20 protein-coding genes are annotated in these 24176 nt (G+C 40.5%); 9 read left to right on the top strand and 11 right to left on the bottom strand.

Annotated features, from left to right (window positions below):
• Positions 1–366 precede the first annotated feature (366 nt).
• The gene (locus KO561_RS06250; protein WP_231096266.1) at positions 367–1788 is read right to left on the bottom strand and encodes a glycosyltransferase family 2 protein; all 1422 of its coding nucleotides are present in this window, start codon (positions 1786–1788) and stop codon (positions 367–369) included.
• Entirely contained in the window at positions 1781–2824 is a 1044-nt protein-coding gene (locus KO561_RS06245) for a HEAT repeat domain-containing protein (RefSeq protein ID WP_231096265.1), read from the bottom strand. The genes KO561_RS06250 and KO561_RS06245 overlap by 8 nt, the downstream gene beginning before the upstream one ends.
• A 676-nt stretch (positions 2825–3500) precedes the next feature.
• On the opposite strand from KO561_RS06245, the gene KO561_RS06240 reads away from it, so the two are divergent.
• Positions 3501–3764 carry a NifU N-terminal domain-containing protein gene (locus tag KO561_RS06240; protein ID WP_231096264.1) on the top strand — a complete coding sequence of 88 codons (264 nt, stop codon included), beginning with the start codon at positions 3501–3503 and terminating at the stop codon, positions 3762–3764.
• 117 nt (positions 3765–3881) lie between these two features.
• On the opposite strand, the gene KO561_RS06235 is transcribed toward KO561_RS06240, so the two are convergent.
• On the bottom strand, positions 3882–4730 hold the full coding sequence (locus KO561_RS06235) for a YitT family protein (protein WP_231096263.1): 849 nt from the start codon (positions 4728–4730) through the stop codon (positions 3882–3884).
• Positions 4731–5349: 619 nt separating this feature from the next.
• Between KO561_RS06235 and KO561_RS06230 the strand changes: the two genes are divergently transcribed.
• The gene (locus tag KO561_RS06230) at positions 5350–6210 is read left to right on the top strand and encodes a DegV family protein (protein ID WP_231096262.1); all 861 of its coding nucleotides are present in this window, start codon (positions 5350–5352) and stop codon (positions 6208–6210) included.
• A 90-nt stretch (positions 6211–6300) separates the two neighbouring features.
• On the opposite strand, the gene KO561_RS06225 is transcribed toward KO561_RS06230, so the two are convergent.
• The 4 genes from KO561_RS06225 to KO561_RS06210 all read right to left on the bottom strand — a co-directional run bounded on the left by KO561_RS06225 (position 6301) and on the right by KO561_RS06210 (position 10600).
• Positions 6301–7812 (bottom strand): alpha-amylase family glycosyl hydrolase, encoded by a 1512-nt coding sequence (locus KO561_RS06225; protein WP_231096261.1) that lies wholly within the window; start codon positions 7810–7812, stop codon positions 6301–6303.
• Positions 7813–8076: 264 nt separating this feature from the next.
• Positions 8077–9933: an asparagine synthase (glutamine-hydrolyzing) gene (gene asnB, locus KO561_RS06220; protein WP_231096260.1), complete on the bottom strand. Its 1857-nt coding sequence runs from the start codon at positions 9931–9933 to the stop codon at positions 8077–8079.
• A 69-nt stretch (positions 9934–10002) separates the two neighbouring features.
• Positions 10003–10164: a hypothetical protein gene (locus KO561_RS06215; RefSeq protein WP_231096259.1), complete on the bottom strand. Its 162-nt coding sequence runs from the start codon at positions 10162–10164 to the stop codon at positions 10003–10005.
• 67 nt (positions 10165–10231) lie between these two features.
• A complete protein-coding gene (locus KO561_RS06210) occupies positions 10232–10600 on the bottom strand; it encodes a YisL family protein (protein ID WP_231096258.1) in 369 nt (122 codons plus the stop codon).
• Positions 10601–10742: 142 nt separating this feature from the next.
• Here KO561_RS06210 and KO561_RS06205 point away from each other — a divergent pair, with 142 nt between their 5' ends.
• On the top strand, positions 10743–11939 hold the full coding sequence (locus KO561_RS06205) for an ornithine--oxo-acid transaminase (protein WP_231096257.1): 1197 nt from the start codon (positions 10743–10745) through the stop codon (positions 11937–11939).
• A 901-nt stretch (positions 11940–12840) separates the two neighbouring features.
• Here KO561_RS06205 and KO561_RS06200 read toward each other — a convergent pair.
• Positions 12841–13476, bottom strand: a complete 636-nt coding sequence (locus KO561_RS06200; protein WP_231096256.1) for a hypothetical protein — start codon at positions 13474–13476, stop codon at positions 12841–12843.
• A gap of 4 nt (positions 13477–13480) precedes the next feature.
• Positions 13481–14668: a DUF418 domain-containing protein gene (locus KO561_RS06195; protein WP_231096255.1), complete on the bottom strand. Its 1188-nt coding sequence runs from the start codon at positions 14666–14668 to the stop codon at positions 13481–13483.
• 201 nt (positions 14669–14869) lie between these two features.
• Here KO561_RS06195 and KO561_RS06190 point away from each other — a divergent pair, with 201 nt between their 5' ends.
• The 6 genes from KO561_RS06190 to KO561_RS06165 all read left to right on the top strand — a co-directional run bounded on the left by KO561_RS06190 (position 14870) and on the right by KO561_RS06165 (position 16756).
• Positions 14870–15085, top strand: a complete 216-nt coding sequence (locus KO561_RS06190) for a spore germination protein (RefSeq protein WP_231096254.1) — start codon at positions 14870–14872, stop codon at positions 15083–15085.
• Between the two features lie 12 nt (positions 15086–15097).
• Entirely contained in the window at positions 15098–15307 is a 210-nt protein-coding gene (locus tag KO561_RS06185; RefSeq protein ID WP_231096253.1) for a spore germination protein GerPB, read from the top strand.
• Between the two features lie 61 nt (positions 15308–15368).
• The gene (gene gerPC, locus KO561_RS06180) at positions 15369–15944 is read left to right on the top strand and encodes a spore germination protein GerPC (protein ID WP_231096252.1); all 576 of its coding nucleotides are present in this window, start codon (positions 15369–15371) and stop codon (positions 15942–15944) included.
• On the top strand, positions 15922–16113 hold the full coding sequence (locus KO561_RS06175; protein ID WP_331000833.1) for a spore gernimation protein GerPD: 192 nt from the start codon (positions 15922–15924) through the stop codon (positions 16111–16113). Before gerPC ends, KO561_RS06175 begins: the two co-directional genes overlap by 23 nt.
• Positions 16106–16495, top strand: a complete 390-nt coding sequence (locus KO561_RS06170) for a spore germination protein GerPE (protein WP_231096251.1) — start codon at positions 16106–16108, stop codon at positions 16493–16495. The genes KO561_RS06175 and KO561_RS06170 overlap by 8 nt, the downstream gene beginning before the upstream one ends.
• Positions 16496–16537: 42 nt before the next feature.
• Complete coding sequence (locus KO561_RS06165) at positions 16538–16756, top strand: spore germination protein (protein WP_231096250.1); 219 nt, start codon at positions 16538–16540, stop codon at positions 16754–16756.
• A 37-nt stretch (positions 16757–16793) separates the two neighbouring features.
• Here the strand turns inward: KO561_RS06165 and addA are convergent, their stop codons facing one another.
• Positions 16794–20513: a helicase-exonuclease AddAB subunit AddA gene (gene addA / locus KO561_RS06160; RefSeq protein ID WP_231096249.1), complete on the bottom strand. Its 3720-nt coding sequence runs from the start codon at positions 20511–20513 to the stop codon at positions 16794–16796.
• Complete coding sequence (addB, locus tag KO561_RS06155; protein ID WP_231096248.1) at positions 20514–24005, bottom strand: helicase-exonuclease AddAB subunit AddB; 3492 nt, start codon at positions 24003–24005, stop codon at positions 20514–20516.
• Positions 24006–24176 lie beyond the last annotated feature (171 nt).

Genomic DNA, 24176 nt, shown 5'->3' with positions numbered 1-24176 from the left:
TCAGCGCCCTATCATACTGTCACTTTTATAAAAATAGCGACTGAATGATCACAATCAACTTGTTTTATTCTAGCAATGCTCTACATTAATTTCAGAAAACCATACCTGAGCGTAGGCAGAATACGGAGACTCCTGCGGGAACAGCACGAGGTGAAAGCCCCGCAGGAAGTGGGTTTCTTCCGAGGAGATTGAGGCCGTGCCCGCGGAAAGCGGAGTATTCTGCCGGAGCGCTGGCATATAGGTTCACCCCTTATGTCGCAATTTATAGCAACTATGAATCGAGATCCAACCAATTGACACAGTCTAAGCCTTTTATTCTGTAACTTCCTTAGATTGGAAAATTATAGTTATATTCCAGCATCCTTCTTACTCTGATACCCCTTTTCTAGTCATTTCCCCCCATGATTTAGAGCGTCTTAACACTTCCCAGAGCCCTTGCAAACGCCATACAATCGTCATCGGACGATACCAAAAGCTTTCGCTTAAGCCAAAGAAAAATAAGGAAACAAGATCCTTCGGCAATGGATATCTTTTTACGCTCCACTCCTCCAGTAGTACAGAAGCTACCGACAAAAAAGAACCTAATAAAATAGTTAAAATTGTCATTAAAATCGCAAATGGTGTATTAATAAATGAAAACAAGAATCCTAACGGGATGATTAAATAACCAATCGCTTCTACAAATACACCAAGCAACTCAAATATGAGGTAAAAGGGCATGGACACCATTCCTACTAACCCATATTTCGGATTAAATAACATAGATCGATGGGTCCATAACGATTCAAATAACCCTCTTTGCCATCTGGCGCGTTGACGTCTCAAGATTTGTAGAGACTCCGGCACCTCTGTCCAACAAACTGGATCTGGAATGTAAATGATCTTTCGATTGGCTTTTTTTTCGATATTTAATCGGTGTAGCCTTACAACTAGCTCCATATCCTCGCCGACTGTATCGGTTCGATACCCCCCTGCCATAAGAACCCATTGTTTATTAAATACACCAAAAGCACCTGAAATGATTAATAATAGATTAAATTGACTTAATCCATTTCTTCCGATAAGAAAAGCACGTAAGTATTCAATAACTTGCATCACGACGAGAGGAGACCTTGGTAAGAAAATTTTCATAATTTCTCCACGCTGGATAACAGATCCGTTGGCCACGCGTACACTACCACCTGTTGCAATCACTTGTTCATCTGATTCGATGATTGGTTTCATCACTTTTACAAATGAATTTCGATCTAGAACAGAATCCCCATCTATCGAGCAAATAAATGGGTAATGGGAAACATTAATTCCTGCATTTAAGCTATCGGCTTTCCCACCATTTTCTTTATCAATTAAATAGACATTTGGATAGACTACTGATTGGTACAATTGTTTGACTGGTTTCGTCTGCAGCTTCATGCGAATAGGCTTCGATACTGGTTTCATTTCAAACCGTTCCACTACTAACTCCAGCGTTCGATCCTTACTTCCATCATTCACAATGACAATTTCATATTCCGGATAATTCATACTTAACAAAGATCTCACAGATCCAATTATCCCTGCTTCCTCATTGTAAGCTGGGACAATGACCGTTAAAGGCTTTGTATCTGCTGAATTAAGATAATCTTCGTAGGCATCCTCTTCATTCAACTTATACTTTTTTCTTAAATCGATGGCAGACACTACAAAAATAACGATATACACACAGATACTGATGGACATGTATCCGATAAACCCATACACGATTACAGGCAAAAGATACGAACTGAAGCCTTCCAATAAATTATCCATTGTCGCCCACCTCCTCGACCCATTGCAAGGCTAAATCTTTTGCAAACGGATCTGTTGTATTTTCTAGAATGTATAAAAAAAGAATGTTGGCATCTGGATAACTGGCAATTGCTTCTCCAGCAGCTTGGCGTACAAACCAACTTGGATCTGACGTTAACTCGACGATATACTTTTTCAAACGCTCGCGTTGAAGTTTTTTCGCAATTCGAGCAAACAAAATTCTTTCTGGCTCTACCTTAGATTCCGCGAACGGAATTAACTGATCTACATCACTCACGTATCCAATTGAGGCTATTGCTTTCAGAGCACTAATACGAACCTCGACTTTATCATTCGATAGCTTAGACTCCACAAATGGCAAATGCTGAATGGTGTTTGTCTCACCTAGCCATTCCATCACTGCTTTTTGAAAAGCTTCTGGAAGTTGATCGTAATAGTCCAGAAACTTTACCGAAATACTCGCATCGAAACGATAGAGAATTTCTTTATATATGAACTTTGGAATTGGTTCTTTACCATGAAAAATGAGATACTGAAAAAGCAATTCAGATTGAAACGTCGACAAGACTCGTGCAAGCTGGAACTTTTCTTCAGCATTTTCATACGCCTCTTTTTTGAGTTTGCCTTCCAACTGTTCTTGAAATGTAATCAAGTGAAAATTTTCTAGCTGATAAAGAGCATTCAACCGAACAGAAAGTCGTCTATGTTCTAGCTTATCTTTATAAAAATCGGAAAGCAACTCACTGGCAAGGTGTTGAATTCGCTCAACTTGATCCCCCTGTTTGAAAAAGGTTAAGTATTTGCTAAGGACATCCTCTATTATCCTTTCATCCACTTGAGAAAAGTCTGGCTGATTCACCCCTGAAACTACAAAGTCCAAAAAAAGAGGATCCAATTCTTCCATCAACATCTGCTTATTTTTTTCTTTTCGTAACTCCACCACTTTAAAAATAAGCAAATAAATAAATAAACAAAATAATAATCCAAACAATATTCCGTTCAGTATTAACAGGTTGGATATCGTTATAAATGACAAAGTGTTCTCTCCCAAAACATTTAAAATTTACCGACATACCATCGGTTAACAAGCACTAATAACAGCACATAAAAAAACATGCCCAAGAATCCAGTATATAATCGCTTCTGTAACAACTATAGATGGCCTGTTTTTTTTCGCTAATATAGTTAAAGGCCAATAACTGAGTATTGCCGGGATGGTTAACCCCGTTGCAATCCGCCATTCATAGTTTGGTTGATCTACCTTTTTCTTATAATAGACTGCAACGACAAATATCGAACTTATTCCCCAGGAAATAATTAGGTAAAAAATCCATTCGACAGTTACTCGCCACTCCTCATTACTAACTGCTGGGACAAAATCGACATTTAATAGTAGGGTATAGACCCGAAACCATCATGTGTTGCACGGTGTAAAAGAACATTCCAAGAATAATTCCTGTTATTACACCTGATGTGATAATTTGTTTTGCTTTAGCGATTCCTCTATTACCAGGTTAGTGAATCTTTATTTTAACATGGGAACTGCAGTATAGAATGCTTTTAACAAGCTTGAAAATGTATTTTCTCCGAACTTTTTCACACCTGATTTAGCCCCGATAACTCTAAAGGCTAATAGTTTTCATATAATATTCTTTTGTAATCTATTGTTTTCTGCTATTATGGACGTAAATATGTTAGTAGGAGGGGCTATCATGAGTGTACATATCGAAACAACACCAAATCCAAACGCGCTTAAATTCACAACTGATTCTATGATTTTCGAAGGTAATAATAGTGTATCCGTTATGCCTGGACAAACGAGTGAACACGCTATTTTAAATGAACTGATGGAACTAGATGGAGTGGATAACGTTTTCGGTTTTCAAAACTTCATTACCGTAAATAAACAAATGGATGCAGATTGGGAAGGCTTGAGCGCAAACGTAAAGGAAGTTATCGAAAAACACGGATATTAAGGAAAAACGAGGAGCACAGTAGAATGTGCTCCTTTTTTTAATCTTAGGAAAAATTCGCCTGGTTACTATAATAGCCACGCCCAGCTCCTAGTTCAGCTAAGCACCCAATTTGATTCTTTAATCATTTCTTCTGAAGAAACCGAATATTCCCGTGGTCTGAACAACATTCGTAAACGCATTTGGGTCTACTTCTTTAATAATCCGTTCTAAGTCATACAATTCATACCTTGTAATAACAAGGACCATCATATCCTTGTCTTCTTTTGTGTAGGCACCTCTTGCTGGTAAAATGGTGATTCCTCGAACCATCGTATCGTGAATCGCTTTTTGAAGGCGGTCTGCTTCTCTTGTCACAATCATCGCGGTTACTTTTTCATGACGCGTATGAATGGCATCGATGACACGGGTCGTTACATATAATGTTACCAATGTATATAAGGCATTTTCCGGTTCATAAATGATTCCGGCTAATGCAATGATGATACCGTTAATCACCATAAAAAAGCTTCCTATTGGACGATCCTTCATTCGGGAAAGCACCATGGCGATAATATCAAGTCCTCCCGTAGAGGCCCCCCACTTCAATGTAAATCCAACACCGATTCCAGCAATTAAACCACCGAAAACAGCATTTAAAATAATATCTTCCGATAATTGTACGACAGGAATGATTTCTAAAAACACAGAAGTTGCTGCAACCGAAATGGCACTATATATCGTAAATCCCTTTCCAACCTTAAACCAACCGAGGATAGCAACCGGAATATTTAAAATAAATAATAAAATACCAGTACTTACCCCTTCAATACCTAGAAAATCATTCATTATACTCGAAGTCAACTGTGCTACCCCTGTAAATCCACTTGCATAAACCTTAGCACTAATGAGAAATAAATTTAAGGACAACGCACCTAACAATGCTCCGAACAACACAACGACTATACGTTTCACTTCAAATAAAAACATTTGTGCCCTCCTTCCTGATTTGTTTCTTTGTTACTCTATGTAACAGACACAGCTATGTTCCAATACCCAACAATCGTTAAATATAATCCATATCGTTATCTTTTTAAAGAGGTTTAACCAAATTTTCAAGTAAACTTCATCCTATTTCCTAATAGTGCGTGTTCAAAAAGGAGGCTAAAAAGCGCAAAGAAATTCAAGGCGGCGCAGCTTCGAGTACCGGAATATATGTTTTCAGATACATGAGGAAGGCCACTTCAGCGAAGTATCTTCCTTGCTGCCTTGCACCGAGGAAAATTACTTCCTTGAAAGTGCTAGAAGACGAAGGTGCACCGATTTTGAGAAGAAAGCCAACGCAGAAGTTCAAAGCGATTTTTACACTATCATTAGATAAATAGTATAAGGGCAACTATGGTTCAACCTGCGCCTATGGCTTGGTTTCACCAAGTTTTCTTTACCAGACTTTTTGAACATCCTCTAATATGAAAAAACTTTGACTAACTTATCTCCAGGACATACAATATTAGTAACATTATCGACTTACATAGATATTTTCATACAGTTAGAGTAGTTATTCAGATTTATGTTACGTGAATAAAAAGAATATAAAGAAGGTGAAGGAATGAATGTAAAAATCCTAGCAGATTCCGCGTGTGATTTAGGAGAAGAAAGTGTCAAACAGTATGATATCGATATTCTCTCATTAACCGTACAGTTAGATGATCAAAACTTCGAGGATGGCAAAACTATCTCGGCAAAAACCGTATATGATGCTATGCGAAATGGAAAAGCCCCTAAAACTTCACAAGTATCGCCACAAACGTTTAAGGATGTTTTCACCAAATATGCAGAGCAAAACCAACCTTGTATTTATCCCGCTTTTTCTTCTGAATTATCAGGTACATATCAAGCCGCGAAACTAATGGAACAAGAAGTAAAGGAAGCTTATCCGGATTGGCAATTTGAAATCATAGATACTAAAGGCGCTTCCTTAGGGTTAGGTTTAGTTGTTCTTCGTGCTGCTAAAATGGCACAAGAAGGAAAAGACTTCTCCTCCATATTAGAAATGAGCAAATATCATGCAGAACATATGGAACATATCTTCACGGTAGATGACCTCGAATATTTATATCGTGGTGGCCGTGTGAGTAAAACAGCTGCATTTGTCGGGACTCTACTAAAGATTAAACCTTTGCTACATATGGAAGACGGAAAATTAATTCCACTAGAAAAAATTCGTGGTTCTAAAAAAGTATTTAAGCGAATGCTGGAGGTCATGGAAGAACGAGGGGTTGATTTGAGAACCCAACCAATCGGCATTAGCCATGGAGATGACTTGGAAACGGCCACTCTCGTCTCCGATATGATAAAAGAAACCTTCCATAACGATGACATTCATATTGAAATGGTTGGCTCTTCCATTGGAGCACATGCAGGACCAGGAACAATTGCCATTTTCTTTTTAAATCATCCGTATAAGTAATATTCTGTATATGCTCAAAATGCGGAGAGCGAAAAATTGAAATGTTTATTTGGATAAAAATAATCAAAAACCAAGACGAAGCCCGTTCGCTTAGTCTTGGTTTTTCTTTTTACTTCGAATGCTCAAAACGATAACAGCGGCAATAAACCCAGCCATAACAAGAATTACAAATGAAATAAAGGCCCAATTCATCCCAGTATCCTCCTGCACAAGAAAAATATCAGCAGTTTCACGCTCTAGTGCAATCTTGTGGACACCTTGGTCAGACTGTCGAACAATATTATCCAGTAATAAACCTCTTAATTGCTGGTTACTATCCAGCTCCTCGAGCTCGATTACCTTCGTACTTACATCGTTATTAATGGCTATATAAATGGTCTGCTTCCCATTAGTTCGCTTAAACAAACTCATAGCCCCTTCACTGGCTACTTTTTCAAAGCTACCGTTCGTTAATACCGGGAATTGCTTTCGAATTGCATTTAATTGCTCGATATGTGCCCTTAATTCTTCATCGCCACCGTTCAGTTGAGCTACACGATGATCTGGTTCAGAGACACCATTGTCCATTGGAATGTCGGTACCTTGATAAACAACAGGTATTACTGGGGTAGTATATAAAAACGTCAAGGCTAGCTTCCAACGTGTGATTGGGTTTTGCTTTTGCAGGACAGCTTCCCTCGTGAACCTTACCGTTTCATGGCTATCTATTAAACCTACTGGTACTGTTTGTTCTCCAATAGAGCTGGAGGATTCGATCCACTGGTCATATAAAGTCTCTAAGGGTTGGCCAGCCGATTGAAAAGTATTGGACATCGACTGGTATAGCTCCTTTGTAATGGTTCCATCATATCCAGTCGGATAGTTCGTTAAGTTCTCCACCTCAGTCATAATTAGAAAAGAAGGATCCACTGCTTTTAAACGCTCGGTTAGCGTCGCAATGAACGTTCTAGAGACTTCATCATCGACGTACAACCGGTATCCATCCACACCCGTTTCTTTTACCCAATATTCCGCAGCTTCCAGAACATACTCTCCTGCCTGCTCATTATCTGTATTCAAAACCGGCAGCCCTTCTAACCACGGCCGTTGAAATGTATCGTCTGTAGCCACATTACGATTTGGAAGAAACCACTCTTGTTTATCATCCTCATCTAGCCAAGGATGATTGGCTGACACATACCAGGGTGAAAAATCAAGCACAATCTTCATATCCCTGTCATGAACTTCTTGAACGAGGGCCTTCAAATCATCTAATGTTCCGAAATGTTCTTCCACTTGGGAGAGATCTTCCGTCCAGTAACCATGATAGCCAGATTCAGAGTTCGCCATGATAGGACTCAGATTAATCGTCGTAAATCCGAGTTCTTGAATGTGGTCTAATTTCTCGATGATGCCTTGAATATCCCCACCATGATAAGCATCTGGATTGTTTACGTTTATGTCAAAATCATTTTGAGAATTTGCATTTTGAAAACGATCGATCAATATGTAATAAATGGATTCCTTCGTCCATGGATTATTTACCTTTTCTTCCCCATAAACACTAGTTGTGCTTAAAAGGAATAATGATACACTTACAATTCCAGCTAAAATCCGCTTCATTTTCTTTCCTCCTACGTCATTACTACGTCTGTCCCCCTCCTATTATCCTATTGTAATAAGGAATGTCAATTTTACTGAGGAAATTGTTTGGAAATGGACAAATTCATATAAAAATCCCAAAGACCACTTGTCCCTTTTAAAATAAAACGTAGACTAGTTCGCTTTCCGCGGGCACGTCTTCAGCTAGGCATCTATATAGAAAATCATCATTAACTTCTAATATTAGTATAAAAAGCACCTAGCAATGCTAGGCGCTTCTCCTTACTAGGCTTCAATCTTAACATGGTATTTTCTTAACCAGTGGTCGATTTGACCAAGGTGGGCAAGGAGTTGTGGTCCTGTCATCAATTGTCCGAACCAAGGCGCTTCCATTTCTTCGCCTTCGCTTTCTACTAGCTTTATGACCGCTTCTCGATCAAAGATTTCAAACAAGCGTGCATCTGGATCTACTAAAATTTCATTCATCCATGTGACGACTGCTTCGGTATAAACTGGATTATGTGTTTTGGGATACGGACTTTTCTTCCGATATAGTATTTCATCTGGAAGAAGCCCTTCTAAAGCCTTTCGTAAAATGCCTTTTTCTTTACCCCGATATGTTTTCATCTCCCACGGAATATTCCATACATACTCCATCAATCGATGGTCACTAAAAGGAACCCTTGCTTCAAAGCTTGCTCCCATACTCATGCGATCCTTTCGATCTAACAGAGTGGGCATGAACCAATGCATATTCAAATAGAACATTTGCCTTCTTTGTCTTTCAATCTCGTTATCTCCTTCAAACTCTGGCGTTTCATCGATTGTTTCTTGATACTTTGTTAGCATATAGCCGTGCAAATCTAGCTTTTCCTTCCACGTGTCCGTCAATAAAGATTCTCTAACCTCGGAGGAGCGGATCCAAGGAAAGCCTTCTCGTTGCAAATCATCTTCTCGATAAAACCATGGGTAACCTCCAAATATTTCATCTGCACACTCACCAGACAAAGCAACGGTAACGACGTCTTTCGTTTTCTCACAAAACCAGTAAAGCGAAGAATCAACATCGGCCATTCCCGGTAAATCACGAAGCTCCACTGCTCGTTTTAATAGATCAGCTAGTTGCTTATTATCCATTACATAGTTGTGGTGCTTCGTATCATTGTCTTGCACAACTAATCCAAGAAAATCTTGATCACTGTTTGGCTGGAAGCTACTAGATTTAAAGTATTTATCATTATCTTCAAAGTCAATGGAAAACGTGTCTAACTGCTTCTGTTCCTTGGATGTATCTTTTTTCAAGTAATTTGCGGCAATAGCTGTAATTGCACTAGAATCTACCCCACCTGACAAAAAGGTTCCTAAAGGTACATCGGACACGAGCTGTCGCTCTACCGCATCTTGAAACAAGTAACGGATCGTATCTGCTGTTTCTTCTACATCATCGGTATGAGCTGTACTTACGACATTCCAATAGCGCCACGTTTGGAATCCGTCTTGATCAAATACCCCTACATGGCCAGCACGCAACTCACAAATCCCTTTAAATACTCCATTTCCAGGCGTACGAGAAGGCCCTAATGCAAGAATTTCACTTAACCCATCTTTATCCAAAACAGGCTCAATTTCTTCATGAGCGAGCAATGCTTTTATTTCAGAACCAAAGAGAAAGCCCCCGTCCTTTTCTGTATAGAAAAGCGGCTTGACCCCTACGCGATCTCGAGCTACAAATAAATGTTCTTTTTCCGTATCCCAAATTGCGAATGCAAAGATCCCATTAAACTTCTCCACACATTTCTCCCGCCACTGTGCATAGCTTTTCAATAACACTTCTGTATCGGAATGTCCGTTAAACGTCCATCCCAAATTAAGTAGTTCTTTCCGAATGTCTTCTGTATTATATAATTCACCATTATAAACAAGAACAAAACTGTCGTCCTCGACGGTACATTCCATCGGTTGTTTTCCACCGTCTGGGTCTACTACAATCAGGCGTCGGTGTCCAAATGCATAATCTTTTTCGATCCATTCCCCATACGCATCTGGTCCTCTATGTTTAATCGCGTCCGACATCTTTCGGATATTGGAAGTTTCTTTGGATAAATCACGATTGAAATCAACCCAACCGGTAATTCCACACATGCTGACAACATCCTTTCTTTATTTTCCACCTTACAGGCTATGCAGGATGCGCCAAAAACGTGCAGAAACCTAGTCGCTTTCTTTCTGCTTCACTAATTTCTTTAATGTCATGTTGATATTTTGCAAGCTGATTAGAATAAATCCAAGCATTAGAAACGTCACGACTTCCCCTGTGTACAAGGATAAAATAGCTAAAACGACAGCAAAAAGCCCATAAAAAAATGAATTCATAAGTTACTCCACCCTCCTGATATTAAAAAATCTTATCACAAAAATGCGATAAGATTTTTCAAAGTTATTAAGGTAATAAACCTAACGGTAAACGGCCGAATCCTAGTGCTAACACAAGCACTAAAGCTATAGCAAACTGAATCCACGTTCCACGAACTGGCTTATTCTTCGCTGTCTTTGTTAGTACCATTTCTACTGCAGCGATTACCCAAATACCTGCTAATACTTTAGTAATGACCTCTGGCAGCATTTCTCCTGTTTGAAAATAACCTGTTAATAATGCTCCACCGGAATACAGAATCAATAAGTAGTCTAATCGTAAAATCATGTGTAAAATTTTGCCGACTTTTTGATTATCTTTTTTATAAAAAGATAAAGCTACAAGTAACAAAATAATCGCTAATACCCAAGAGGTAATATGTAGATGTGTATTCATCGCTTGTCCTCCTTATTTGTTATCATGGTTATCATACCATGTTTAACCAATATGGTGAAACATTTCATAGCGAGGAAAGAAACTACTGATGAAACCTGTTATAATGAAAGCGTATGGCTTATTTATGAAACGGAGGGGTAATATGGTACTAAATAGTCAAGAAATCATTGATCAAACACAAGAATTCGGAGCAAAAAACTATCACCCACTTCCAATTGTGGTATCGAAAGCAGAAGGCGTTTGGGTAGAAGATCCTGAAGGAAACCGCTATATGGATATGCTTAGTGCATATTCCGCTGTTAACCAGGGACATCGCCATCCGAAAATTATCCAAGCTTTAAAAGACCAAGCGGATCGTGTAACGCTAACATCTAGAGCTTTTCATAACGATCAATTAGGGCCTTGGTATGAAAAGGTTTGCAAACTGACGAATAAAGAAATGACTTTGCCGATGAACACAGGAGCAGAAGCGGTGGAAACAGCAGTTAAAGCAGCTCGCCGTTGGGCTTACGATGTAAAAGGTGTTGCAGATAATCAAGCGGAAATCATTGCATGTGTCGGAAACTTCCACGGCAGAACGATGACCGCTGTTTCCCTATCTTCTGATGAAGAGTACCAACGTGGATTTGGCCCGATGCTTCCAGGTATTAAGCTCATTCCTTACGGTGATGTAGATGCATTAAAAGAAGCCATTACGGAAAACACGGCTGCCTTTTTAGTAGAGCCCATTCAAGGGGAAGCAGGGATTGTTATTCCACCAGAAGGCTTCCTAAAACAAGCATCAGAAGTTTGTAAAGAAAACAAAGTTCTATTTATTGCGGATGAAATCCAAGCAGGCCTAGCTCGTAGTGGAAAAATGTTTGCTTGTGACTGGGAAAACGTTTCTCCGGATATACTTATTCTTGGTAAAGCGCTTGGTGGCGGGGTATTCCCTATCTCCTGTGTCGTTGCCAACCGTGATGTATTAGGTGTTTTCAATCCCGGTTCTCACGGGTCAACATTTGGCGGAAACCCTTTAGCTTGTGCGGTTTCTATCGCTTCATTAGAGGTGTTGGAAGAAGAGAAACTTGCTGATAGATCCTTGGAACTTGGAACGTACATGATGGATGAGTTGAAAAAGATCAACAACCCAGCTATTAAAGAAATAAGAGGAAAAGGATTATTTATTGGAGTAGAGCTTAACGAACCAGCGAGATCCTATTGTGAACAACTGAAAGAAAAAGGACTGCTCTGTAAAGAAACCCATGAAAACGTAATCCGTTTTGCCCCACCATTAGTCATTGAAAAAGAAGACTTAGATTGGGCGATTTCTAAAATTAAAGAAGTATTGACCGTATAGAATAAGTTAAGAGACTACAACAAAAGTTTTTTAATCCTAAAAAATCCGAACTATGATTCAATTCATAATTAGAATTCGAATCAGTTCGGATTTTTCTTTTGAGTGCTTTTGTCTGAAAATATATAAATTGCGACGTAACAAATTAATAAAAGATACTACAAAACCATCGGTTTAGTGACTGCTCGGTGTATGTACGATGCTGATTTCCGTTGCGGGCAATCGCTTTTCTGCGGGGTCTTCAACTCGTGCTGTTCCGCTGGAGTCGATTACCCTCCACTCCAATCAACATACTATATGCGGTAGACAATTATTTAATGGTCCTGCGAAGAAGGTTATAGCCAGACGGGACACCTGTCCACTGTAACTTTCCACACCTTGTTATAACATGTATAGGGCATCTGTTCCTTTATTCAAGCTTAGAGAACACTTGTCTTTGCGTTTCTGTAATTATAAAGGATTGAATATCAGCGCCCTATCAAACTGTCACCTTTATAAAAATAGTGACTGAATGATCACAATCAACTTGTTTTTTTAGCAATGCTCTACATTAGTGTCGGAAAACCGTACCTGAGCGTAGGCAGAATACGGAGACTCCTGTGGGAACAGCGCGAGCCGAAGATCCCACAGGACAAGGAAAGCTTCTTAGAATAAACATCGCACGCAGAAAAAGCGGGTTTCTTTTTCAAGGAAGTGGGTTTCTTCCGAGGAAGCTGAGGCCGTGCCCGCGGAAAGCGGAGTATTCTGCCGGAGCGCTGGCATATAGCTTCACCCCTTATGTCGCAGTTTATATCAAATATGAATCTAGATTCAACCATTGAAAAATTACAGTCTTAACTTCCTATACTGTAATCATTCGTCTTTTAAAGTAGGAAATATAACTTTGAACGAGCTTCTTCTATTCTTACAATCCAAGAGAAAAGAAAAAATATGCTTGGACAAATAATCCCATCGAAAACAAAATGGCGTAAAACATATTGAAGTGATGCCAAGCAAAATGGGCTAAGCCAAACACTAAGGCAAGTGCTAAAAGAATGGAAAAGTCCCTTTCCACAAACCCTTCATATAATTGTCCAATCGTGACAACCCAAACCGTTAGCGTGTAAAACGTTAAATCAATAAAAATGGCGTATAGAAAAATGCCAATCACGACCCAAACAAAAAAGCCAAATGATACAGGAAGACCCAATCTTTCCATTAGGAAAAAAAGTATCGTCCCCATTCCCATAAATCCAAAAACCATCACACCTAATCCTAATGGCTTGGAAGATGTTCGATACCAATGCTTCCCTTGGATCCATGCTGCAATCGTTGCAATAACTACGACAATACTCAACCCTGTCCGTGAGATTGGTAGGCCCGCTGTAAACAGTAAGATAAACATGGCAAACCCTAGAAATAATCCAAGCATAACAGCAGCAAAATGGGTAATCTTAAACCCTCTCATTTGATCTTGTATCCTTTTCACTTCCTGTTCCGATATATCATCATTCTTGTCCCATCTGCGTAAACATTCTTTGTTTACTAGTTCGATTAACATAGACTTATCCCCCAAGTGGTACTTTCTTCATTTTTTGCTTTTGTCTGTAGGTTAAGCTTCTCCACAACCATTCCACCGGACCATAATAAAAATAGCGGAACCATAGCCTACTTATCATAATTTGTAAGAAGAAAATGACGATTACAATCAGAACACTAATTCCTGGGGTAATTTGGCCATACAAACCGAATCCAATTGAATAGTATAAGAAAAAGCTAATAATAGATTGAAATAAATAGTTGGATAAAGACATTCGTCCAACGTACTCGAGTGGTTTTAACCATTTAGCGATTGAAACTTTTTGATACAAAAGGGTTATCGTAATCAGATAAAAAATGGCAGAAGCAGAACCCCCTATTGTATCCTGATACGACGATAACCAAAGTGGGTTATCTAGCGCATAAGGAGCTACTTTCCCAACCAAAAAGAAAAACAACGTCACCCACCATACCCGAACGAGGATGCGTCGATGTGTAGCCACGTCATGTAACCACTTTTTTCGTGCAAAATAGATCCCTATTAAAAACATCGGTAATAAGCTGATAATGAGAAAAATAAAATTAATCCCAAAATTGGTGTACATCCAATCCTGATAATTTTGTGTCCATACATCGAATAATGATCCATTTCCGTAGCTATCGAAGGATGCATTTACCGCGCTATGGTTTGTCATATCCCCTTCTAGATAACGGCGCACTAAAAACAATAGCCATGTATATAATAGGGTAGGAATGGTAAGTAAGGCGAGACCCCAAGCTAGTAACGTATTATCCTTCCGACGAAAGAAAGCAAAAAGGAAAAAACCTATGCTTCCATAAGACAATAAAATATCGCCATGCCAAATCAAAAAAGCATGGATCACGCCAAAGCCGAGCAACACCCCAAGCCTCCTAGCTATAATCCGCTTGAACGGAAGTTCTTTTTCTCCTAACCGGTCCACCATCACTTGGATTCCAAAACCAAACAAGAAGGAAAATAACGTGTAGAAGCTTGCTTGAAAGAAAATATCTATGATGTTCTGAATAAGAACTTGAAAAGGCTGACTCCATACCTGTTCCGCTTCTCCATACAAAAAGTAGGGAGCATGAAAAGCTGGAGTGTTCACCATAAAGATACCGAAGATAGCTAAACCACGAGCGGCATCAATCCAAGATAGTCGTTGCCTTTCCGATAAAGGCGTTCCTTGTGTCATCGTCATTCCTCCAATTTCATCCTAAATCTATAGTATCTCATATTTTATTTGTGGTGAAGCTTTACTTTCCGGTGATAGAACAAACTTGAAACTTTCGATCCATAAGAAGCCTTACTTACTCTCAATCCTTCCTATACTTAGACTTGTTTTGAACATAAGCAGATTCCTCTACATACGCTTAATTAGAAGGGAGGAATCAGCATGCCAGCAGTAGTTGGAGCTATTAAAGTGATAAGTGTTTCATCCTCCAGCATCTTTAATGTCGGGGATGTACACACAATGAGGCCAGAGTCTTTTGCCAAAACTTTTGCTGGAGGCGGTTCTTTCAATACGGGAAATGGGATCCATATTGATTTAAATCGCTCGACGACTTATGTCAATGACTCGGATGTCGTCGATCAATCTATCACCGATTGAGGAGGCAACAGGATGAATATCACAGTTTACCAAACGGTTCATATTAACCTATTAAAAGTCGAAAATGTCTCCAACTCATCTGTATTACAAATTGGAACAGCCGGACAAATTCATGCTCAATCCGACCTACACAACACAGGCGGATTCTTTGGTGAGGCACAACAAGCATTGACGGAAGACGATATACAAGTCCCACTTGTCCCTTTAGCTCCTCCTTCATAATCACCAAACGAAGTTCCGTGCATAGCCTAGTAACAGGATTTTAATGGGAAGGAGTTAAGTAATGCATTACTACAATTGGAATGACTACCTTCAACAAATGCGTAACCATCTAAACACACAGGAGAAAAGAATCCAAGAATTAGAAAAACGGGTACTAGAATTTGAAGAAAGTAACAAAAACCAAACAATCGTGGAAAAATTAGAATATAATTTCGATCAATTAAAGATTGAAAGATTGGACGGAACCCTCCATATCGGACTAAGTCCAGAGGAATTGTCCTCAATGGACCCGTCAGCGGTTCAGCTCCCACATAATCCAATAGTTCCCTTCCGTGAAAAGCAAGTGGATCCACTCATTCAAACCTTAAATACTTATGCGAGCCAAGAACTACCTAATAGAATTCAACAGCTATCACAGGATTACCAAGTTTCTGTCAATGATCATTTGGAGAAAGAAATCATCGAGGATATTAGAAAACAGTTCCCAAGCCGTTTGGACTATTATAAAAGGGAACATCAGCTTTCCGGAGATACCCTGTTCCAAACACTGAAACAAGAAGTGGATCATTCTTTGCAGCAATTTTTCATCCAAGAAGCGGAAAGAGGAGGAAATGATGATGAATTTGGAGGTTCATAACTGGGATTTACAAGTAGGAGATATACAAATAACCGGAGTTTCCTCCTCTTCCTTATTTTTAGTAGGGGATATGGAGGAAGCAAAGCTTACCTCCTATTACGATACCCCTCCTGACTCCTATATTGTTGGTTCATTAGTACCATTAGGAGGTGGCTCTAGGCATGCATAAAAGAACGGCCCACGTAAATCAAGCAGAGTTAAACTCGATTTCCTATAGTTCCATTTTTGAAGTAGGTGACTCCTATGCATTTGAACCTAAGACCTATGCTATTGCCGTTCAGAAGTCTGGCCGCCCACACCAGTCTGATGAAGGATTTGACTTTCACCAGTTTTCCTTGTTCCAAAAGGAGATAGACACTTCTAAGATGGTGTCAGAGCCAAGCAGATTGTCTGTCTATCAGCATCGCCCATCCATTCATGTCAATCGGGTTAACATTATTGGGGTCTCCTCTTCTTCTCTTGTCCAATTCGGTGTGTTACACCATGCGGATTGTGCATCTAGGATAAAGCACATTCGCGTATTAAGTCCGCAACAAAGTGTCATGGATTGAATATGTTAAAGTGTACAATCTATTATAAGTAGGTGTATTTTTATGCCATCCGCAGTAGGACCGTTAAAAATAAATAGTGTAAGTGGTGGAGTCGTTAATTTTGGAGATAGTTTTTATTTAGCACCGAAAAGCACTTCCAAAACAAGCGCTGGTGCTGGAGGGTTTAATACAGGCGACTTTATTAATACGAATATAGGCTGGAGTTCGACGAATACCAATGATCCAGATGGAGTGGATCAACCTCTAGCTGGAAATGCATGAGAAAAGCCTCGCTTTGTACAGAGCGAGGCTTTTCTTTCTACATTTTTACTTGGAACGGACCATTGAAAAAGTACAAATACTTTTCGTAAACAGGCTTTCTCCATATCTCTTCTAAAGCTCTTCCGTATAACGTGAGCTGTGTTTCATACCTATTGCCATACTTCTCCATAACAGCGTCCGTTATTTGTTTCGGCATGGCATCCGTTTTATAGTCCATAATCACCCAACCATCTTTAAAAGGAATCGCACAGTCGATGACCCCTTGGATCAAAACTTGCTCTGAAGTCGATTTCTCCCAATCCGCATATACTTCATGTGCCGGAAGCACAAAACTAAATGGAATTTCCCGATGTACTTGATCCGCTTCAATCACTCGTTGGCCAAGATCTGATTCTAAAAATGTGATAATGTCTTTGGCGTTAATCGTTTCCGCTTCTTCCGCAGTTAGTATTTCTTTTGTTACATAAGAAGCAACCATTTCATTAATTTCAGATTCCGACCATACTTTCGTAAGCGGGAGATGTTGCATGACCGTATGAAGAGCGCTTCCCTTCTCAGAAGCAGTCAAAGCTTTTTGTTTTTGCATAAAACGTGGCCGCTTCACAATCGGCGCTTTATAAGCTTCGATTAACTGGTGATCACTGTACGCATCCTGTAGCTGTCTTTGTCTTTTGAGTTCGGTCACAGACTGCTTTGCCCGATGTAGCGCCGCCTTTTCGTGAGGATACTTGTAGGATAAAATGCGATCCACCTCTTGATCTGTTTCCTTGTCAAGATTCGGAATCGGTTTCCACTCCGTAATCACTTCTTGTAAATCAAAGTCTTTCCCATCGTCTTCCTCTACTAAATTAGCAAGCTCACTTCCGTGCATGATTTCGACTTTCCAAGAGGAAGGGTCATTGCGAATTTCTTCCGGAACTTGAATGGTAAGATCCACGTTACGAAGGCTTTCATTAGTCGCATGGCGGATTAAAGAAGGCGCCACCCAGTCTAAATAGCTTTTTGTTTCCAAGCGATAATGTGGAGGCAAAACCCACTCTGGATGATCGATGATTTCCTGCCACTTCTCTTGTTTCTTTTCGAAGGAAGCAACATTTCCTACCATGACCAACTTTTCCTTGGCCCTCGTCAGTGCAACATATAAAACGCGCATTTCTTCTGCTAATAGCTCTCGTTGCTTCTCTTTCTTTAAAGCATGGTAAGCCAATGTAGGATACATAATTCGCTTTAAGGGGTCAATGTATTTACTTCCAAACCCTAAGTCTTTATGAAGCAAGTATTTTTGCTTTAAGTCTTGTTCATTAAACTGCTTATCCATCGCCCCTAGAATAACAATCGGAAACTCAAGTCCTTTACTCTTATGAATCGTCATAATCCGGACGACGTCTTCCTGTTCTCCAAGCGCGCGAGCTGCACCTAGATCGTCTCCGCGCTCCTCCATTCGTTCAATGAACCGTAGAAAACGGAATAATCCACGGAAGGAAGTAGATTCATAGCTTCTTGCTCGATCATATAGGGCACGTAAATTAGCCTGTCTTTGCCTTCCACCAGGGATCCCTCCGACGAAATCATAGTAGCCGGTTTCCCGATAAATTTGCCATATCAATTCGGATAAAGAGCCTTGGCGTGCTCTCCGTCTCCATTCCTGTAGCTGTTTCAAAAATTGATTCAGCTTTTCCCTTTTATCGGAATCGTCTGTATCGAAGGTAATAAGTGCATCATAATAAGAATCTTGTTTCTTGTTCAAACGAATTTGCGCTAAATCCTCTTCATTTAGCCCGACAATTGGGGAACGTAATACAGCAGCCAGTGGAATATCCTGTTTCGGGTTATCGATGACCTTTAATACACTAAGCAATATCTTCACTTCAATGGCTTCAAAATATCCCGTGGATAGCTCCGCATAAACGGGTATCCCTTGTTTTTTTAACTCCTCCACAATCGTCGGTGCCCATGTCATCGATCGAAGCAATACCACAATATCACGATATTGAATATTGCGGTGTGTTCCGGTTCCTTTATCAACAACTTGTAAAGGGGAGTTATTCTCATTTCCAATCCAGCCTTTAATGCGTTGTCCATAAGCTCTTGCTTCTAGTTGGGCTTTCTCTAAGTCTTGAAAATCTTCCTCGCCGTCTTGTTGCTGCTCTTTTTCTTCGTTTGTTTCCCTGTCAATGATCACTAACTCTGCTTCGGCATCGTGCATCGTTAAATCATCATAGATTTTGTTCGCATAAATAAGTTCAGCGTCCTTTTCGTAATTCATTTCGCCAACTTCTTCGTTAAGGAGCTGCCTGAAAACATAATTGGTAGCCGAAAGCACTTGTTCCCGACTGCGGAAGTTCCGGGCTAGATCAATTCGTTTGCCTGGGTTTGATTCCTCCGCAAACAACTTGTACTTGTTTAAGAATAGACTAGGCTCGGCATGGCGGAATCGATAAATACTTTGCTTTACATCTCCCACCATAAACATGTTACCTGCGTGCTCTTGATCGGAAATAAGGGATAGAATCGTTTCTTGCACCAAGTTCGTATCCTGATATTCATCCACTAGGACTTCGGTAAACTTTTGCTTAAACTCTTTTGCTACACTGGATGGAATCCAATTCCCTGGTTCGGAACTTTCATCTAGAAGGACGCGCAAACAATAGTGCTCTAGATCAGAAAAGTCGACGAGTGCTTTTTCTTTTTTCATGGTTGTATATCGATCTTTGAAATCTCGTACGAGTACTGTCAACTGTTTCATTGTTGGGTAAAGCTCATTCATATCTTGTAAGTAAGAAGAGAGCTGTCGTGAAAACCAATCTTCTGCTAATCCTTTCCATCTTTTCTTGTAGGAGTCGCGCAGTTTTTTCACTTTTTCTTTCTTTTCCTCGGAACAATCCATTTTTTTACGAGATAATGCTGGAAAACTTAGTTCTAGCATCGTATCACGCAAGGTGTCCCAGGATAAAGCTAACTTCGCTTTAGCTTCCTGAACCATCGCTAGGTCCACATCAATCGCATCCGCGTATTGATAAGGTCCATCACTTTCTTTTGTCAAAGCTAATGCTGCTTCCGCTTCTGCCTGCATGGCATGGAGCTGACTTTCTACTTCTCGCTTAATAATAGCCAGCCACGGGATGGAAGATTCGTCAGCTGTTTCCTCTACTTGATACATGCTTGCCATTTCGTCAAGCCACCCGTCTGGAGAAGGATGTTGCATTGCAAAGTTAAACAATGTTGAAATTAATTCTTCTACTTCTAAGTCACTTCGATCACTGGAAAATCGGTCGACAACCTGAAAGAAGGCCGCTTGTTCTTCGCCTTCTTTCGCATACCACTCCTCAAATAAATCCTCTAGCACTTCTTGACGAATCATATCGGCTTCGATGTCATCGGCAATGCGAAAGCCTGGATCAATATCCAGCAAATAGGCATGCTTTTTCACTACATCTAAACAGAAGGAGTGTAGCGTTGATATGGAAGCCTGCTGTAACAAGGATAGCTGCTTCTTTAAATGATGAGAACCTGGATTGGTCTCTAACGCTTTTTCTAACGCTTCTCCAACCCGATTTCGCATTTCCTGAGCTGCTGCATTCGTGAATGTTACGACAAGTAAACGGTCAATATCAATCGGGTTCTCCCTATTTAAAAGTTTTTGAATAATTCGTTCTACGAGAACAGCCGTTTTTCCAGAACCTGCTGCAGCGGCTACTAGAATATGACTGCCATGCGAATAGATCGCTTCTTCTTGTTCCTTCGTCCACTGCGGCATTTACTGATCGTCCTTTCTTCGAATAGCTTCTAACACATCGTCATCCTTCATATCTTGCAATCTTCGATAATTATTTTCTTTCAGCGTAGAATCAAATTGACATACCGAACGGAATGAACAAAATGTACACGCTGTTTGTTGCTTTTGTTGGAATGGATTTAAATCTACCTTTCCACTCGTCATATTCATTCCCGCATCGGTCATTAACGCTCGAATATGACCTTGGAGCTGTTGGAAGGTTTCTTGCTCTGCGGTATGAGAACCTTTCCGGAAATCCCCATTGTTTTTCAACCCAGCAGGGATAATTTTACTCATTCCGCCTTCCATATTAACGTCCATCATTTGGGCAATTTGTTTATCTTCTAAAAGCAAGCCTTGCATTTTAAATTTTTTAAATAAAGCATCTTCAATATCAGTATCCGAAAGCTTTTTGTTATCTGAAATCATCGGGTTATGAACATGGAAATATAAAACACCGGCTGGAGATGCTTTTACCCCAAGCCATGTTTCAGAATGCGCAAGCACAACATCTAAATAAGCAAGCATCTGTAGGGCTAATCCATAATACACTTCTGTCAGATTCAACCCTTTGGCACTCGATTTATAATCAATGATGCGGAGGAATAATTGATCCTCCAGCATCCCTTTATCGACCCGGTCAATTCGACCTCTTAACTGAATCTCATATCCATTAGGAAGATCCAGTGTAATCGGGGGAAGTTGTTGATTCGGCCCAAATCCAAGTTCCAATCCTACAGGAGCGAACTTACTTTGACGGGCTTGCTCCCCTAGTACAAAGGCAGCCCGAGCAATCACTTCTTGCAGCTTTTGCTGAATATATTGATAGCGGTTTGAGCTGTGTAAAATTTGATGCTGCAGGATTGGGCCAAGATGTTGGATGGCTTTACCCGCGTATTTAGTCGCATCTTCTTTTTGTAAATCAGAAAATTCCTTGCCCTCTTGTTGTATCCACTCGGTAATCTGCTTCAAAGCTTCGTGGAACAGCTGGCCAATATCCGGCGCATCTAATTTATACGTTCTTCGTTCCTGCAGTCCTAAGCTATATTGAGCAAAATGCTGGTACGAGCATCGATAGAACATTTCCAAGCGAGAAACACTCGCCAGTACTTTTTTCGGGTAGAGCTGTTCCGTCGTCTCTTTTGATAGATTCGTCGGGACATTTTGATAGTACAGACTCTGTAAAATCGTGTGCGTCGTACTCGCTTTTCCTTCTCGATTCACGTACCAATTCAATACATGGTACCAAACCTGGTTTACCGGATAACCGCGTAAGCTTTTGGCCAACTGTGCGGTAAGGGCAGATCTCGTTTTAATGGGTGTCGTAATAAAACGCTTGGCACTTCTTTCTTCCTCTGCATCTTGAAGCAGGATATGGTCTAGATTCGGAAACAGCGCCTCTAATCTCCGAATCAACTGCGATGGAACTTTCGATTTTCCTTCTTCATCACTGAGTGGATAGCTTACCCATAACCGGTCACGGGCTGCTGTAAAAGCAAGGTACACGTAAAACCAATCATCAAGAAGCTGACGCTTTGTGCCGTCCGCAAGCTTCATGCCATGCTCTGCTAACAAGGAGCGTTCTTCTTCGGTAATCATGCCATCACTCGGTGGCTTCATCGGCCATACGCCTTCATTCACTCCTAACAAAAAGGCGCACTTTACTCCCATCATCCGCGAACGGTCAATAGACCCAATCACGACATGGTCCATACTCGGCGGTACATGAGAAAACTTCAAGGATTCTAACCCTGTTTCCAGTACGGTACGGAAGATAGACAAGGACATGTTTTGTTCGCCGATTATTTCCACCATTTCGTCGAGTAACTGAACGACCCCATCCCAGACTTGTTCTTGCTCACGCCCCGCTTCAGTTTCTCCTTCATCATCATAACGATTTCGAATTCTTTCTAGCTGCTGAGGGACTTCCATTTCTTCTAACCACATATAAATAGCTTCCGCTCGCTCGACAACAGTGTTGGCATCCCGAAGCTTGGCATCAAATTCCTGTAAAGCCATTTTCACTTGATTTCGATAACGGTTGATTTTTTCTTGCATTTGCCGTTCTTTATCCGTTTGCGATGCTTGGTCAAATCCTCTAAAACGTTGAAAAATCCACGGTTTCTCCTCCAACCATCGCCCTCTTCCACGAACCCCATACTCTAGAACATAATTTTCTAGCTCGTCGATCGCATCTGGTGTTAGCGGATGTTCGGAGTCGGTAATCGGAATAAAACCTGTTTTCAATAAACGAAATACCGTATCATAACGCCAATTCCCTTCGACCACATCTAAGCCTGAGCGAAGTAATTCGATGAGTGGATGGTTCAGCATCGTCCGTTTTTCGTCGATAAAAACGGGAATTCCGTAATCCTCAAACACGGTATCAATTAAGTCATGGTACACTTCCGTTTGGCGAATAAAGATAGCCATATCTTTGTAGCGATAGTTATTTTCTCGTACGAGACGAAGAATTTCTTGAGCCATCCCTTCCACTTCTGCGCGGGGATGAACGGCTTGGGCGATTTGAATAGGTGCAGCTTCTTGATAAGCAGGTGCTGGTCGCACATCAAAATTTGCTTCTAAGTGAGCAAAATATTTCCGATCACGAAAGCGCCCTTCGGTTGGTTCCAATACAATTGGCGCTTCAACTTCTATCCCTAATTCTCTGGCTAGCGAAGCTACCGTCTGATACGTTTCCTTCGTTTGACAGAACAAATCTAATTCAGAAATATGCTCCATTTGCTCAGGATGATCCATCGACAAGGTAACCGTCACTTGATTTGCCCGCTTCAACAACGCTTCGACTACAAGTAGTTCTTGTGGAGTGAAACGGTGAAACCCATCCAGATAAATCTCAGAACCCACCAAAAAATCAGCCTCGTCTATTTTTTCAGCTAACAGCTGTAACTGATCCTCACTATCCATGTAATGACCTGCCAGTTCCTCTGACATATGATCAAAAATGTACGTTAAATCGTCCAGCTTATTTCGCAGTGCCAGCTCCCCTGGATATGGGTGCTTGTACTGATCCATCGTTGCCATTTGCTCTCTTAAAACTTCTGGCGTAACTCTGTACCGTTTAAACTCAGATAGCATCGTCTCCAGTTGCTGAATAAAGCCCTGTTTTTCAATGGCCTTTTGGAACATACTCCAATCGCTTGTCCGTTCCTCTGTAATCTTTCTTAACAGCATTTGAATACCAGTTGAGCTAATATGCTTTCTCGTTCCTCCACCCGTCTCCTGAAATATTCTCCACGCCAGTCGGGAAAAACTAAATACTTGTGCGCGAATACTTCCCGTAATCCCTTCCTTCTTAAGCAAGGCGTACTCCTGTTGAAACGTCATTTGATCTGGCACGATATATAAAATAGGTGGCCCTTGTGGGTCCTGTTTTAATTTCTCTTCTATTTCATGGAGAACTTCGCTACTTTTTCCCGCTCCTGCTTTGCCTATCATAAATCGGATCCCCAACGAACTCTCCTCCTACATTCTTTTCATCTAGTTCTATTTTATCATGTTTGCTCGATAGATAGGTCCGTAGAAATTTGGGAAATTAACGAAAGCCTAGTAAGAGACTGCAAAGGATAGTAGAAACTAAGTTGGGCATAATATGCTTAACTTTTTCCAAAGGATTGGTGGTTA

Source organism: Radiobacillus kanasensis (assembly GCF_021049245.1).
GTDB lineage: Bacteria > Bacillota > Bacilli > Bacillales > Amphibacillaceae > Radiobacillus > Radiobacillus kanasensis.
This window is presented reverse-complemented; position numbering and strand designations above follow the sequence as displayed.

What these genes read in the sequence shown, in the direction of transcription:
- KO561_RS06250 (WP_231096266.1), bottom strand. Translation starts at nt 1,788, where the DNA reads ATGGATAATTTATTGGAAGGCTTCAGTTCGTATCTTTTGCCTGTAATC.
- KO561_RS06240 (WP_231096264.1), top strand. Translation starts at nt 3,501, where the DNA reads ATGAGTGTACATATCGAAACAACACCAAATCCAAACGCGCTTAAATTC.
- KO561_RS06235 (WP_231096263.1), bottom strand. Translation starts at nt 4,730, where the DNA reads ATGTTTTTATTTGAAGTGAAACGTATAGTCGTTGTGTTGTTCGGAGCA.
- KO561_RS06230 (WP_231096262.1), top strand. Translation starts at nt 5,350, where the DNA reads ATGAATGTAAAAATCCTAGCAGATTCCGCGTGTGATTTAGGAGAAGAA.
- KO561_RS06225 (WP_231096261.1), bottom strand. Translation starts at nt 7,812, where the DNA reads ATGAAGCGGATTTTAGCTGGAATTGTAAGTGTATCATTATTCCTTTTA.
- asnB (WP_231096260.1), bottom strand. Translation starts at nt 9,933, where the DNA reads ATGTGTGGAATTACCGGTTGGGTTGATTTCAATCGTGATTTATCCAAA.
- KO561_RS06215 (WP_231096259.1), bottom strand. Translation starts at nt 10,164, where the DNA reads ATGAATTCATTTTTTTATGGGCTTTTTGCTGTCGTTTTAGCTATTTTA.
- KO561_RS06210 (WP_231096258.1), bottom strand. Translation starts at nt 10,600, where the DNA reads ATGAATACACATCTACATATTACCTCTTGGGTATTAGCGATTATTTTG.
- KO561_RS06205 (WP_231096257.1), top strand. Translation starts at nt 10,743, where the DNA reads ATGGTACTAAATAGTCAAGAAATCATTGATCAAACACAAGAATTCGGA.
- KO561_RS06200 (WP_231096256.1), bottom strand. Translation starts at nt 13,476, where the DNA reads ATGTTAATCGAACTAGTAAACAAAGAATGTTTACGCAGATGGGACAAG.
- KO561_RS06195 (WP_231096255.1), bottom strand. Translation starts at nt 14,668, where the DNA reads ATGACACAAGGAACGCCTTTATCGGAAAGGCAACGACTATCTTGGATT.
- KO561_RS06190 (WP_231096254.1), top strand. Translation starts at nt 14,870, where the DNA reads ATGCCAGCAGTAGTTGGAGCTATTAAAGTGATAAGTGTTTCATCCTCC.
- KO561_RS06185 (WP_231096253.1), top strand. Translation starts at nt 15,098, where the DNA reads ATGAATATCACAGTTTACCAAACGGTTCATATTAACCTATTAAAAGTC.
- gerPC (WP_231096252.1), top strand. Translation starts at nt 15,369, where the DNA reads ATGCATTACTACAATTGGAATGACTACCTTCAACAAATGCGTAACCAT.
- KO561_RS06175 (WP_331000833.1), top strand. Translation starts at nt 15,922, where the DNA reads ATGATGAATTTGGAGGTTCATAACTGGGATTTACAAGTAGGAGATATA.
- KO561_RS06170 (WP_231096251.1), top strand. Translation starts at nt 16,106, where the DNA reads ATGCATAAAAGAACGGCCCACGTAAATCAAGCAGAGTTAAACTCGATT.
- KO561_RS06165 (WP_231096250.1), top strand. Translation starts at nt 16,538, where the DNA reads ATGCCATCCGCAGTAGGACCGTTAAAAATAAATAGTGTAAGTGGTGGA.
- addA (WP_231096249.1), bottom strand. Translation starts at nt 20,513, where the DNA reads ATGCCGCAGTGGACGAAGGAACAAGAAGAAGCGATCTATTCGCATGGC.